At 68.4% G+C, this 13,561-nt stretch carries 12 protein-coding genes; 4 read left to right on the top strand and 8 right to left on the bottom strand.

All coding sequences use genetic code 11. The features are described 5' to 3' along the window. Positions 1-65: 65 nt before the first annotated feature. The 5 genes from O7R11_RS07045 to O7R11_RS07025 form a co-directional block, all read right to left on the bottom strand. Positions 66-1,124, bottom strand: a complete 1,059-nt coding sequence (locus O7R11_RS07045) for a LacI family DNA-binding transcriptional regulator (RefSeq protein WP_337996942.1) — start codon at positions 1,122-1,124, stop codon at positions 66-68. Between the two features lie 52 nt (positions 1,125-1,176). Then, entirely contained in the window at positions 1,177-2,700 is a 1,524-nt protein-coding gene (garD, locus tag O7R11_RS07040; protein ID WP_337996795.1) for a galactarate dehydratase, read from the bottom strand. After that, positions 2,697-4,202 (bottom strand): tripartite tricarboxylate transporter permease, encoded by a 1,506-nt coding sequence (locus O7R11_RS07035; protein WP_337996794.1) that lies wholly within the window; start codon positions 4,200-4,202, stop codon positions 2,697-2,699. Before O7R11_RS07035 ends, garD begins: the two co-directional genes overlap by 4 nt. Positions 4,203-4,223: 21 nt before the next feature. Then, positions 4,224-4,664 carry a tripartite tricarboxylate transporter TctB family protein gene (locus tag O7R11_RS07030; protein WP_337996793.1) on the bottom strand — a complete coding sequence of 147 codons (441 nt, stop codon included), beginning with the start codon at positions 4,662-4,664 and terminating at the stop codon, positions 4,224-4,226. A 76-nt stretch (positions 4,665-4,740) separates the two neighbouring features. Next, entirely contained in the window at positions 4,741-5,784 is a 1,044-nt protein-coding gene (locus tag O7R11_RS07025; protein ID WP_337996792.1) for a type 2 periplasmic-binding domain-containing protein, read from the bottom strand. A gap of 315 nt (positions 5,785-6,099) precedes the next feature. Here O7R11_RS07025 and O7R11_RS07020 point away from each other — a divergent pair, with 315 nt between their 5' ends. The 4 genes from O7R11_RS07020 to glxR all read left to right on the top strand — a co-directional run bounded on the left by O7R11_RS07020 (position 6,100) and on the right by glxR (position 10,171). Then, the gene (locus tag O7R11_RS07020) at positions 6,100-7,449 is read left to right on the top strand and encodes an enolase C-terminal domain-like protein (RefSeq protein WP_337996791.1); all 1,350 of its coding nucleotides are present in this window, start codon (positions 6,100-6,102) and stop codon (positions 7,447-7,449) included. A gap of 136 nt (positions 7,450-7,585) precedes the next feature. Further along, the gene (locus O7R11_RS07015; protein ID WP_337996790.1) at positions 7,586-8,299 is read left to right on the top strand and encodes a FadR/GntR family transcriptional regulator; all 714 of its coding nucleotides are present in this window, start codon (positions 7,586-7,588) and stop codon (positions 8,297-8,299) included. Positions 8,300-8,488: 189 nt separating this feature from the next. Further along, the gene (locus O7R11_RS07010) at positions 8,489-9,265 is read left to right on the top strand and encodes an aldolase/citrate lyase family protein (protein ID WP_337996789.1); all 777 of its coding nucleotides are present in this window, start codon (positions 8,489-8,491) and stop codon (positions 9,263-9,265) included. Between the two features lie 24 nt (positions 9,266-9,289). After that, positions 9,290-10,171: a 2-hydroxy-3-oxopropionate reductase gene (gene glxR / locus O7R11_RS07005; RefSeq protein WP_337996788.1), complete on the top strand. Its 882-nt coding sequence runs from the start codon at positions 9,290-9,292 to the stop codon at positions 10,169-10,171. A 63-nt stretch (positions 10,172-10,234) separates the two neighbouring features. On the opposite strand, the gene O7R11_RS07000 is transcribed toward glxR, so the two are convergent. From O7R11_RS07000 to dcuC, 3 genes are all read right to left on the bottom strand, one after another. After that, complete coding sequence (locus O7R11_RS07000) at positions 10,235-11,095, bottom strand: MurR/RpiR family transcriptional regulator (protein WP_337996787.1); 861 nt, start codon at positions 11,093-11,095, stop codon at positions 10,235-10,237. A gap of 189 nt (positions 11,096-11,284) precedes the next feature. Beyond that, entirely contained in the window at positions 11,285-12,103 is an 819-nt protein-coding gene (locus O7R11_RS06995; protein ID WP_337996786.1) for a nitroreductase family protein, read from the bottom strand. Positions 12,104-12,176: 73 nt separating this feature from the next. Continuing rightward, the gene (gene dcuC / locus O7R11_RS06990; protein ID WP_337996785.1) at positions 12,177-13,541 is read right to left on the bottom strand and encodes a C4-dicarboxylate transporter DcuC; all 1,365 of its coding nucleotides are present in this window, start codon (positions 13,539-13,541) and stop codon (positions 12,177-12,179) included. Positions 13,542-13,561 lie beyond the last annotated feature (20 nt).

Raw genomic sequence — 13,561 nt, 5'->3', positions numbered from 1 at the left:
GAAAGCGCCGCGGCCTGCCGGGAAAACCGGCGTCGCGGGAGGCGTGCCGGAGAAAGGGGCCGCTTCTAGGCGGTTTCCCGTTCGACGATGGAGAAGCCGAGGTCCACCACGGCTTCGCCCGGGTCCTCGTCGTTGACCCGCGCCAGCAGCGCCTCGGCGGCGAGCAGGCCCATGCGCACGCGGTCGATGCGCACCGTGGTCAGAGCGGGATAGGTGAAGGGCGCGAAGTCCTGGTCGCCGAAGCCGATCACCGCCAGTTCCTCCGGCACCTTGAGGCCGCGCGCCTGCGCCTCGATCAAGACGCCGTGGGCGAGGCGGTCGGAGCTGCAGAACACCGCGCCGCCGGTGAAGCCCGCGTCCAGCATTTCGGCCATGCGGCGGCGGCCGTATTGCAGGCTGGAGCCGGGCGGCGTGACCGCCTTGGGCAGCTCCCCGGCGATGCCGAGGCGGGAAAGCTCCTCCTCGAACGCCTGGCCGCGCTTGATCGCGCGGGCATCGCCCGCCACCACCAGGCCGAAGCGGCGGTAGCCCTTGCCGTGCAGGTAGGCGGCCACCGCGCGTCCCACCGCCTCGTGGGAATAGCCGATCACCATGTCGAGCGGCGTCGGCGTGATGTCCCACACCTCGACCACCGGAATCTTCGCGGCGAGCAGGGTGCGGCGGCAACCGAGGGAATGGTTGATGCCGATCAGGATGATGCCGTCGGGGCGGCGGCCGAGCACCGCGGCGACCACCGCCTCCTCTTCCTCCTGGCTGTAGCCGGATTCGCCCAGCAGCACCTGGTAGCCGTTTTCGCGGATGCGGCGGGTGAAGCTCTGGATGGTCTCGGCATAGACCAGGTTGGCGATCGACGGCATGATCGCGGCGAACAGGCGGCTGCGGCTGGAGGCCAGCCCCCCCGCCAGCAGGTTGGGCAGGTAGCCGGTCTGCTCGATCGCGCGGTTGATCCGCTCCAGGGTGTCGCGCGCCACCTTTTCCGGGTGGTTGATCGCCCGCGACACCGTGGCCGGGGCGACGCCCGCGCGCTCCGCCACGTTTTCCAGGGTGACGCCGTGCCCGGCCTGCCGCCGCGCCGCGCGGCGGCGCGCGGTGCGCGCGCGGGCGTCCTTCTTGCGGTACGGCATGTCCGGCACGCGGTCCTCCACTTCTCCTCCCCCTGATGGGGAGTGCAGCAGATTACGTTACCGGCCCCGGGTTGAACAAGACCAAGTCGTTGTGCAGGCCCAGCCGGTCCGCCGCCACGGTCTTGCGGCCGCCGGCGACGTCGAGGATGAGGTGGAAGAGTTCCCAGCCCACCTCGGGCAGGCTCGCCGCGCCGGTGGCGATGCGCCCGGCGTCGAGGTCGATGAGGTCGTGCCAGCGCGCCGCCAGGGCGGAGTTGGTGGCCACCTTGACCACCGGCGCGGCGGCGAGGCCGTAGGGCGTGCCGCGGCCGGTGGTGAACACCTGCAGCGCGATGCCGGAGGCGAGCTGCAACGTGCCGCAGACGAAATCGCTGGCGGGGGTGGCGGCGAAGATCAGCCCCTTGCGGCGGATCCGCTCGCCGGGGCCGAGCACGTCGGAGATCGGCCCGGCGCCGGACTTCACCACCGAGCCGAGCGCCTTTTCCACGACGTTGGAGAGGCCGCCCTTCTTGTTGCCGGGCGAGGGGTTGGCGCTGCGGTCCGCGCCGCCGCGCGCGAGGTAGCGGTCGTACCAGTCCATCTCGCGGATCAGGGCGTCGGCCACCGCGTCGTCGGCGGCGCGCGCCACCAGCAGGTGGATGGCGTCGCGCACCTCGGTGACCTCGGAGAACATCACGCTGCCGCCGCCGCGCACGATCAGGTCGGCGGCGAAGCCCACCGCCGGATTGGCGGTGACGCCGGAAAACGCATCCGAACCGCCGCACTGCACGCCGATCACCAAGTCGGAGAGCGGGCAGGTCTCGCGGCGGCGGCGGTCGAGCCGCGCCAGATGCTTCTCGGCGCGGGCGAGGATCGCCGCGACCATCTCCTCGAAGCCGGAAAACGCCTCGTCCTGCAGGTTGACGATGCTGCCCGCGCCCTCCAGCAGAGTTTCGGGCAACAGCTTCTCGCAGCCCAGGCCGATGATCAGCACCTCGCCGCCGAAGTTGGGGTTGCGCGCGAGGTTGCGCAGGGTGCGGATCGGAATCGCCGCATCCGGCGCGTTGATCGCCACGCCGCAGCCGTAGGCATGGTCGAGGGCGACCACGTCATCGACGTTGGGATAGCGCGGCAGAAGCTCGCGGCGGATGCGCTCCACCACGTGGGCGGCGACGCCCGCGACGCACTGCACGCTGATCGAGATGCCGAGCACGTTGCGGGTGCCGACGCTGCCGTCGGCATTGCGGTAGCCTTCGAAGACGTAGCCCTCCAGAGGCTTCGCCGGGGGGATGCTGCGCCGCAGCCGCGGCACCGCGGCAAGCGCGGGCGCAGCGGGCAGGCGCACGTCCGCCTCGGTGACGCAGACGCCGCGGGAAAGCACCCGCGCCGCATGGCCGATCACCTCGCCGTAGCGGACGATCGGCCCGCCCGCGGCAATGTCGGCGAGCGCCACCTTGTGGCCCATCGGCACGTTCTCCGCCAGCACCGTGCCGTCGGCGAGGCGCTGCCCGGCGCGCGCGCCCTTGGCGGCGACGACGATGGCGACGTTGTCGATGTCCCGGACCTTGACGCTGAGCGCGGTCTCCGGCGCGGTCATGGCGCGGCGTCCTGCTTGCCGCGGCGGGCCGCCTTGCGGATGTTGTGGATGGAGTAGGCGAGCGACACCGCGATCAGCCCCCACAACGCCATGGCGATCGGGCTCTTGGTGAAGAATATCCACAGCGAGCCGTAGGACTCGATGCTCTTCACGAAGTAGATCTCCGCGTCCTTGCCGAGGATGAAGCCGATGATCAGGGGCGTCACCTCCAGGCCCATCTTCTGCCCGAAGTAGCCGAACAGGCCGAACAGCAGGAAGGTCCAGACGTCGAACATGATGCCGGAGTTGGCCGAATAGGCGCCCACCGTGCACATCACCACGATCACCGGGTAGAGCAGGTACTTCGGCACCTGGATGATCTTCACGATGTGGCGGATGGCGAAGAACATGATGGCGAACATCACCAGATTGGCGAGGAACAGGTTGATCACCATCATGTCCCAGGTTTCGAGGTGCTCGCCGATGAACAGCGGCCCGAGCTGCAACCCCTGGAGGGTGAACGCGCCGATCATCACCGCGGTGGTGGAATCGCCGGGAATGCCGAGGGAGACCAGGGGGATCAGCGCGCCGCCGGTCAGCCCGTTGTTGGAGGCCTCGGAGGCGATCACCCCTTCGGGCACGCCGGTGCCCATCTTCTCCGGCGCCTTGGAGAGGTTCTTCTGCTGGGTGTAGGCGAGCACCGAGGCGGCGGAACCGCCGATGCCGGGCAACAGGCCGACGAAGGTGCCGATCGAGGCGGAGCGGATGAGGTTGCCGATCTGCCCCTTGAACACCGAGAGCGAGAAGGTCTTTGCGCCGCTCAGCTTGAATTGCGAGGTCGCCTCGGCGGGCACGCCCTTCTCCGCCTCGGCGAGCAGCACCGAGAGGCCGAACAGGCCGATCAGCACCGAAAGCAGGGAGAAGCCGTCGGAGAGGAAGCCCTCCATCCAGCCGAACATCAGGCGCGTCTCGCCGTTGCCGCCGTTGTTGATGTCGTAGGTGCCGACCAGGCTGAGCCAGATGCCGAGCACGCCGCTGAAGATGCCGGTGAGCAGGTTCTTCGACAGCGAGGCGATGATGGTGAGCGCGAAGAGGATGATCAGGAACTTCTCGACATAGGAGAACTTGATCGCCAGATCGGCGAGCGGCGGCGCGAAGAAGAACAGCACCGTGGCGCTGAACAGCCCGCCGAACAGCGACGGGACGATGCCGATCTTGAGCGCGCGCTCGGCCTCGCCCTTCTTCGCCATCGGGTGGCCGTCCATGGTGGTCATGATCGACGACGGCGTGCCCGGAATGTTGACCAGGATGGCGGGCACCAGGCCGCCGGAAATGCCGCCGACGTAGAGCGCCAGCAAGAGCGACAGGCTGTTGTCGATGTTGAGGCCGTAGGTCATCGGCAGGCACACCGCCACCGCCATCGTCGCGGTCATGCCGGGGATCGCGCCGAAGACGATGCCGACCGTCACCCCCGCGAAGATCAGCACGGCGGTCATCGGCGTGAAGAAGGACAGCGCATCCATGATCGGGTCCTCGTGCGGCGCTTACGGCAGGGTGAGGTTGAAGAAGGTGGTGAAGGCGTACCACGCGACGAGCGGCAGCCCGACGGAACACGCGGCGATCAGCGTCAGTTTCCGCCGCGTCGGGCCGTGCACGTAGAGCAGCGACAGCGCGGCCATGAAGACGATGGAGGTGAAGAGGAAGCTGAGCCCGGTGTTGGGGGCGAAGTCGGAGAAGAAGTCCATCGCCACGAAGTAGACGACGATGAGGCCGAGGCTGCCGAAGAAGCGCACATGGTCGAACCCGGGCGCGGGCAGCAGCATGCCGACGCCGCCCGCGCGCAGCCGCGCGATGAAGGCGGGGCCGCGCAGCGCCGCGATGAGGACCAGGAGCGCGAGCAGAATCCCGGTGACGATGTAGGGGAAGAACAGGTGAGACCGGTCGAACTCGATGCTCAGCCTGAGGAATTCGGGACCGCGGGACATCTCTTTCCTCCTCGACTTCCGGCGAACGCAACCGACGGCCCGGCCGCCCGCGGGCGGCCGGGCCGGACCATGCGGATCACCGCGTCGCGGCGATCAGGGCCTTGGACTGCTCGGCCTTCTTCTTCAGGTAGACCGCAGCCTCCTTCGAGGGATGGAAGTTCGGGATGAAGAACGCCTTCTTCAGCGTCACCTGGACTTTGCCCTCGGCGAAGATGTCGGAGAGCGCCTTGTCGAGATAGGCGACGGCCTTGGGATCCATCTTCTTGTTGTAAAGGAAGAAGAATTCCTTGTCGAAGGTGAAGTCTGCCTTGCCGTCGAGGGTGACGTGGACGTTGGGCGAGGTGAACTTCAGGAGTTCGTCGCGGCCGGTAGCGCCCATGCCCTCGGGGTTGGCCTGCGAGATCGTCGATGAGGGCGAAGGCAGCCAGAGGAAGCGCATCGCCTTCTGATCTTCGGCGGGCAGGCGGGTGTACTGCTCGTTGGCCTGCACCGAGCCGTGGATCACCTCGGCCTGGCGGTCGAAGAGGAGCTGGTTCTTGTCGCCCTGGGAGCCGGTCTTCACCGAGACGAGGTTGCCCTCCTTGCCGGGGAAGCGGATGCCGACGGCGTTCTTGAGGGCGCCGTAGTAGACCTCGGAAACGCCGCCCGGCTGGATCGCCACGCGCACGCGCTCGCCCTTGCCGCACGCCTGGATGACGTCCTCGATGGTCTTGAGCTTCGAGTCCTTGGCCCCGACGAAGGCGTCGCCGGGATTGATCGACACGGTCGGCCCGATCCGGAGGTCCTTGAAGATGTCCGGATAGCCCTTCAGCCCCAGCAGATGGCCGAGATAGGACTGGTCGTGGAAGAACATCACGGTGCTGCCGTCGGAGACCCGCGTCACCGCGGCGAAGGCGGCGGAAACGCCGACCGCATCGACCTTGGCGTTGATGCCGAGCTTCTTGGAGAGCGCCTCGGCGACGATGGCGGCGTTCTGATAGGTGTCGCCGCCGGTGGAGCTGGATCCGATGACGATACGCAGGTTGCCGGAGATCGGCTTGTCCGCGGCCCCGGCCGGGCCCGCGGCCACGCCGACGGCGGCGCCGAGAGCCAGACACATTCCCAACAAACGTGCCTTCATGGTCTTGATCCTCCCTGTTTTTCCGAACCAAACGGTTACTTTACAACGGGTTCCTTTCGCTCGGAGCGTCCATTCCCTCTCTCCGGGGGTTTTATGAAAACGCTTCCATCACTGTGCACGCATTTCCGCTATTGGGGTCTTTTCGCCGATGCAAGTCAAGCGCTTTTCATGCCGCATTCCGCCGTATTTTGGTGCATAATCGGGCGGCGGCCGTGGATTTTCAGCGGCTGCAATAAGCTAAGGTTGCGCTTTCATAAACGGAGACGCGCGCAAAGGCGCGCGCCGGGCACCGGCGAACCGGACAAGGAGCAAGGAATGATGACGGAGCAGACGCCGCACGCAGGGGGAGCCCCCCGGATCACCGCGATGCGGGTGGTGCCGGTGGCCGGACACGACAGCATGCTGCTCAACCTCAGCGGCGCGCACGGCCCCTTCTTCACCCGCAACGTCGTCATCCTCTCCGACTCCGCGGGCAACACCGGCCTCGGCGAGGTGCCCGGCGGCGAGGCGATCCGCCGCACTTTGGAGGAATCGCTCCCCCTGGTGGTCGGCCGCTCCCTCGGCGAGATCAACCGCGTGCTGCGCGAAATGCACGCCGCCTTCGGCGCGCGCGACGCGGGCGGCCGCGGCCTGCAAACCTTCGACCTGCGCACCGCCATCCACGCCCAGACCGCGGTGGAAGCGGCGATGCTCGACCTCTTCGGCCAGTTCCTCGGCCTGCCGGTGGCCGACCTGCTGGGCGAAGGGCGGCAGCGCGAATCGGTGAAGATGCTGGGCTACCTCTTCTACATCGGCGACCGCCGCAAGACCGACCTGCCCTACCGCGCGGCGCAAACCGGCGACGACTGGCTGCGCCTGCGCGACGAGGCGGCGCTCACCGCCGCGGCGGTGGTGCGCCTCGCCGAGGCGGCGGAGGCGCGCTACGGCTTCGCCGACTTCAAGCTCAAGGGCGGCGTGCTCGCGGGCGAGGCGGAAATGGAGGCCTGCGCCGCGCTTGCCGCGCGCTTCCCCGAGGCGCGGGTCTCGGTGGACCCCAACGGCGCGTGGCCGCTGGAAGAAGCGGTGCGCCTCGCCCGGGCGTTCCCCGGCGTGCTCGCCTATGCGGAGGACCCCTGCGGCGCGGAAGACGGCTATTCCGGCCGCGAGGCGATGGCGGAATTCCGCCGCGCCACCGGGCTCCCCACCGCCACCAACATGATCGCCACCGACTGGCGGCAGATGGGGCACGCGGTGCAGCTCCACGCCGTGGACATCCCGCTCGCCGACCCGCACTTCTGGACGATGCGCGGCGCGGTGCGGGTGGCGCAGATGTGCCGCGACTGGGGGCTGACCTGGGGCTCGCACTCCAACAACCACTTCGACATTTCCCTGGCGATGTTCACCCACGCCGCGGCCGCCGCGCCGGGCAACGTCGCCCCGATCGACACCCACTGGATCTGGCAGGACGGCGAACGCCTCACCCGCGAGCCGCTGAAGATCGTAAACGGCGCGATCGCCCTGCCGCAGCGCCCCGGCCTCGGCATCGAACCGGACATCGAGCGCATCGAGGCGGCGCACCGGCTTTACGTGGACAAGGCGCTGGGCGCGCGCGACGACGCCGCGGCGATGCAGTTCCTCATTCCCGGCTGGAAATTCGACAACAAGAGGCCCTGCCTGGTGCGCTGAACCGCGCCGACTTGTCTGATAAGTATGTCCCTACGTTGCCGATATGCCGACTCGGCGCACGGTTCCGCAACGGAGCGGCTATACTTGTCAGACAACTTTGCCTATACTGGCGGGAGTTTCGACCCGGAGACCCCGCATGCAGCCGCGCGCCCGCCAGTCCCTCGCCGAACAGATCGTCCGCATCCTCGTCGGGCGCATCGCCGACGGCTCCCATCCCCTCGGCTCCCGCCTGCCGAGCGAACACGACATGACGGCCGAATTCGGCGTCAGCCGCACCGTGGTGCGCGAGGCGGTGGCCGAGTTGCGCGCCACCGGCCTGGTCGCCACGGTCCAGGGGCGCGGCGCCTTCGTGGTGCGGCAGAAGCCGCCGGAGGTCTTCCGCATCGAGGGGACCGGCGGCTCGCCGCTCGCCGAGATCGTCTCCGCCATGGAGCTGCGCATCGCGCTGGAATCCGAGGCGGCGATCCTCGCCGCGTCGCGGCGCAGCGCGGAACACCTGGCGTCCCTCGCCGCCGCTCTGGCGGAAATGGACGCCGCCATCGCCGCCGGAGAAGACGCGGTGCCCGCCGACATGCGCTTCCACCGCGGCATCGCCGAGGCCACCGGCAACCCCCACTTCGTGCGCCTGTTCGACTGCCTGGGCGACGGCATCATTCCGCGCACCCGCCTGCCCTCGTTCCGCGCCGCGGGAGCGGGCCGGGCCGACTACCTGCGCGCCGTGCTGCGCGAGCACGAGCAGATCTTCCACGCCATCGAACTCTCCGACCCCGAGGCGGCGCGCGCCGCCCTGCGCCTGCACCTCACCGGCAGCCGCCTGCGCCTGCTGAAGATGATGGACCGCGCCTCGTGAGCCCCCTTGCGGCTTGACTCGCCCCGCGCCCGCGCCTAGCATTTTCCACGCTTGTATGATGTCTGCCGTATTGGCGCCTCCCCGGCCTCAGCACGGCGGCACGGCGGCGACGGGCTTCCCGTCCCGGGTTCGCGCGATGCGCCCGCCGACCGACGCCGTCCCCCACCTCCTTGCGCACGAGGACCTCAAATGCACGTGGACTTGCCCGTCAATGTCTTCAAACACCGTCTCCTCGCCGGCGAACAGCAGATCGGCCTGTGGTCGCACCTCTCCAGCCATGTCTCCACCGAGGTGATCGCCGGGTCCGGCTTCGACTGGGTGCTGATCGACGCCGAGCACTCGCCCAACGACGTGCTCGCGGTGCTGCCGCAGTTGCTGGCCTGCACCGGCGGCACCGCCGCGCCGATCGTGCGGGTGCCGTGGAACGACACCGTGCTGATCAAGCGCTACCTCGACATCGGCGCGCAGTCGCTGCTCATTCCCTATGTGCAGAACGCCGCCGAGGCGCGCGCCGCGGTGGAGGCGATGCGCTACCCGCCGCGCGGCGTGCGCGGCTTCGCCGGGGCGACGCGGGCGTCGCGCTTCGGCCGGGTGCCGGACTACCACACCCGCGCGGAAGAGGAACTCTGCCTGCTGGTGCAGGTGGAAACCGCCGAGGCGCTCGGCAACCTCGAAGCGATCGCCGCCACCGACGGCGTCGATGGCGTGTTCATCGGCCCCGGCGACCTCGCCGCCTCGATGGGCCACCTCGGCCAGCCGGGCCACCCCGAGATGCAGGCCGTCGTGGTGGACGCGATCAAGCGCATCCGCGCCTGCGGCAAGCCCGCGGGCATCCTCACCGCCGACGAGAAGCTCGCCCGCATCTACATGGCGGCGGGCACCACCTTCACCGCGGTGGGGGCCGACGTCGGCATCCTCGCCCGCGGCACCGAACAGCTCGCCGCCCGCTACAAGGGCGCGCTCTGACCCCCGGACCACGGAGTTTTCCAGATGACCAAAATCGCATTCGTCGGCCTCGGCATCATGGGCGTCCCCATGGCGAAGCACCTGATCGACGCCGGGCACGACCTCTTCCTCTACAGCATCCCCGCCGTGCCCGCCGCGCTGGTGGCGGCGGGCGGCACCGCCTGCGCCAACTCGGCGGAGGCGACGCGCCAGGCCGACATCGTGATCGTCATGGTGCCCGACACCCCGGACGTGGAGGCCGCGCTGTTCGCCGAGAACGGCATCGCCGCGGGACTCTCCGCGGGCAAGATCGTGGTGGACATGAGCTCGATCTCGCCGGTCGCCACCAAGGACTTCGCCAAGCGCATCGAGGCGCTGGGCTGCGCCTACCTCGACGCGCCGGTCTCCGGCGGCGAGGTCGGCGCCAGGGAGGCCAGCCTCACCATCATGGTGGGCGGCCCGGAAAAGGCCTTCGAGACGGTGAAGCCGCTGTTCGAGCTGATGGGCAGGAACATCACCCTGGTCGGCGGCAACGGCGACGGCCAGACCACCAAGGTGGCCAACCAGATCATCGTCGCGCTGACCATCGAGGCGGTGGGCGAGGCGCTGCTGCTCGCCTCCAAGGCGGGGGCGGACCCGGCGCGGGTGCGCAAGGCGCTGATGGGCGGCTTCGCCAACTCCCGCATCCTCGAACTGCACGGCGACCGCATGGTGAAGCGCACCTTCGAACCGGGCTTCCGCATCGCCCTGCACCAGAAGGACCTCAACCTCGCGCTCTCCACCGCGAAGGCTCTCGGCCTCAGCCTGCCCAACACCGCCACCGCGCAGGAACTGTTCAATTCCTGCGCCGCGCACGGCGGCTCGGCCTGGGACCACTCGGCGATGGTCAAGGCGCTGGAGCTGCTGGCGAACCACGAAATCGCCTGACGCCGCATCCGCAACACGAAAAAGCCGGGCTTCCCCAAGCCCGGCTTTTTCGTGCGCGGACGGCTACTTCTGAACGAAAACGTTGAGCTGCTGGGTCAGCGCATTCATCACCTCGTAGCGGACGTCGAACCCTTCCGGGTCGCTCTCCACCAGGCCTGCAAGCAGCGCCTCCAGCATCACCAGGGCGGAGCAGCGGCTCTTGAAGCGGCTCTGCCCTTCGGTATGGACGAACAGGGTGTGCCGCGCATAGGGCAGCAGCGGGCTGCCGTGGCGGTTGGTGAGGAGGATCGTCTCGCAGCCGAGCTGGTGGAAATGTTTCAGAGCGGTCAGCGTCGCCATCGGGTGGCGGTCCACGGCAAGGGCGAAGAGCACCGCGTCGGGACCGGCATCGACGATCTCTTGGCTCAGGGTGGATGTGTCGCCGCCCAGCATGTGCAGGTTGCGGCGCGCATATTTGGCGAGGACGTAGAAGTAGTGGAGGATGGCGTGCCCGGAAGCCACCGACATCAGGTAGAGCGGGCGTTTTTCGTCGGCGAGCAGCGCCAGGACGCGGGCGAAGGCGTCGGCATCGGCCTGCTCCAGGGTGCGCTCCAGAACCGTCGCGCCGGTGGCGAAGGTGGTTTCCATATGGCCCGCCGGGACGTGGGCCTTGGCGGTGCGGCGCTCGCCCGGCGTGTCGAAGTTCTGCACCACTTCGTCGCGCAGGGAGCGGATGAAGACGTGAAAATCGGCATAGCCGAGACGCCGCACGAAGCGGGTGACCGTCGTCTTGCTCACCCCGGTGCGGGCGCTGATCTCCGCAAGGTTGGAAAACGCGATGTGCGGGTATTGCGTCGCAAAGTAGTCGAGCAGCTTGCGCTCGCTCGGCGTGGCCGCCCCCACAAGCGGCAGTCTCTGCAGCAGGTTCTGCTTTTCGGAAGACATCCCCCGGGGCCCGCCTTGTCGATACCCTGGAAACCGTGGCCGCCGTGCGCGCCGCCGCCAGTGTAGCCAGAGCGCCTCGCAATTGCAAAGGCCGTAGAGACGGACACGCCCGCTTCCCGGCTCCGGCGGCTGGGGGGGAGGCCGGAGCGGCGGAAGCGGGCGGCGGGGACCGGGCGCGGCTTCGTCCGCCTAGAGCCAGCGGACCACCTGGGTGTTGCGGACAGGCACGCGATAGGCCGGATACCTGGCGTTGCCGAACACCATTGCGCCCTGGACCACCATATCCGGGGCGATGCCGAGCCGGTCCCGCACCGCCGGGGAGGCGGCGGCTGCCCGGATGAAATACCCCGCCCAACAGCAGCCGACGCCGTGGGCATGGGCCGCGAGATTGAAGAAGGTCAGCGCGATGGCGCTGTCCACCGCCCCCCAGACGGCATTGGGCGGCGTACAGGCGGCGACGAGATGCGGCGCGCCGCGCAAGATGACGTCGGAACCGGCGCGGAAGCGGCTGACGATGGAATCGATGGCGTAGCGCTTGCCGGCCACCGGATCGGTGCGGGCATCGGTATCGAACCACTGCGCGATGAGTTCCGCCAGTTCGCGCACGGTCTCCGGACGCTCCACGACGATCCACCGGACGACCTGATTGTTGCCGCCGCTGGGGGCGAGGCGCGCCGCCCCCAGAAGCCGCAGGATGACCTCGTGAGAGACCGGCTGACGGGTGAAGGAGCGCACCGAACGGCGGCTTTTCAGGAACTGCTCGGCCTGCTCGGGACCGATCCGCAGGGCTGCCTCGACCGGCTCGACCCGGCCGTCCGAAAAACGTTCGAGCGAGACCGCGCCGGTGGGGCAGAACGCCAGGCACTGGCCGCACAGATTGCAACGCGACTCCATGCCTTCGGGGAGGTGCGGAAAACCGCCCTCCATCCGCAGCAGGTCCTTGGGACAGACGTCGGCGCAGATGCCGTCGCCGGTGCAGAGTTCATGGTCGATGGCGACCCGTGACATAGCGCTGGCCCTCCGATGGGGAAGAACGATGCCGGGAGCGCCGCCCGGGAAGGGGCGGCATCCGGCGATCATGTTACAGGAACAGGAAGCTTGCGCTCACCATGACGACGATGCCCACCCCCATCGGCAGCATGGTGCGCCGCACCACCGCGATGGGACTGATCCCGGCGGCGCCGGCGACGGCGATGATCACGCCCGCCACCGGCGACATCGCGCGGAACATGCCGGAGCCGAACTGCATCGGCGTGACCAGGGCCTCGATCGACCCGCCGAGACCGGAAGCGACCGTCGGAGCCAGGGTGGCGAAGCTGGAATAGGCGCCGACGCCGCTGCCGGTGAGGAGGGTGACGGCCCCGACGATGGCGGTCAGCACCATGGTCATGCCGCTCATGCCGAACCCGGCGGTGCGGGCGCTGTCGATAAGCAGCGAGATCAGGCCGGTGGTCTTCAGCCCGGCGGCGAACATCTCCGCCGCGATGATCAGGGAGACGATGGTGGCGAACATCGTGCCCATGCTCTTGAACAGCGTCATGGCGTCGGCGAACACCTTCTTGGGGTCGCGCCAGCGCACCAGCTCGGAAACCACGGCGAAAACCCACACCAGCAACAGGGCGGACACCGTATCCAGCCGGATCGTCTCGTGCACCAGGCGGCTGAACACGATGAGCAGAACGATCGGCAGCAGCGGGAACAGGGCGTACCAGAGCGGCGCGTCCTTGAGTTCCTGCACCTTGACCTCCTTCGGGGTCTCATAGATGTCGCCGCCCTTGAGGTCGTAGTGGCGCTGCACGAAGAAGTGCATCACCGCAACGGCGATCAGGGTCGGAATGGCGACGGGCAGCTGATACTTGACGAAATAGATGATGGGTTCGATCTGCGCGACCTTGGCGGCGAGAATCGCGGTGCCGCTGGCCGGGCCGAGGGTCATGCCCGCGCTGGTGCCGATCACCGCCGCCGCAGAAGCCGGGGAAACCCCGACCGCGGTCAGCATGGGAAACACCACGACGAGCAGCAGCATGGCAAGACCGGCGGCGCTCGGGATCACCGTGACCAGAAACTGGCCGAGCAGATAGGCGAGGCTCAGCACCAGATAGGGCTGATGGAACGCCTTGAGCGGCCGGCTGCTGATGCGCACCAGAACATCGGAAGCGCCGATCTGGCTCATGTAGGCGGCAAAGCCCCCGGCCACCATGATGAGGAAGCCGATGCCGGAGCTCTGCCGCGTGGCGATGGAGCGCAGCAGGTCGATGATATCGAACCAGACAAGCCCGGAAGACGGCATCTTGCCGGGCAGAATGTTGGTGACGCCGAAGAGAACGGCCAACGCCACCATGAACAGACCGGAGAGGAGCAGCACCATGTGGGTCTGGTAGCGCTTGACCAGAAGGTACCCCGTGACGCCCGTGATACCGATCGCAATATAAGGAAGTAATGCCATGGTATATCTCACTTTTTGGA

The sequence above is a fragment of the Oleispirillum naphthae genome, from assembly GCA_027864655.1.
Lineage (GTDB): Bacteria > Pseudomonadota > Alphaproteobacteria > Rhodospirillales > Rhodospirillaceae > Oleispirillum > Oleispirillum naphthae.
This window is presented reverse-complemented; position numbering and strand designations above follow the sequence as displayed.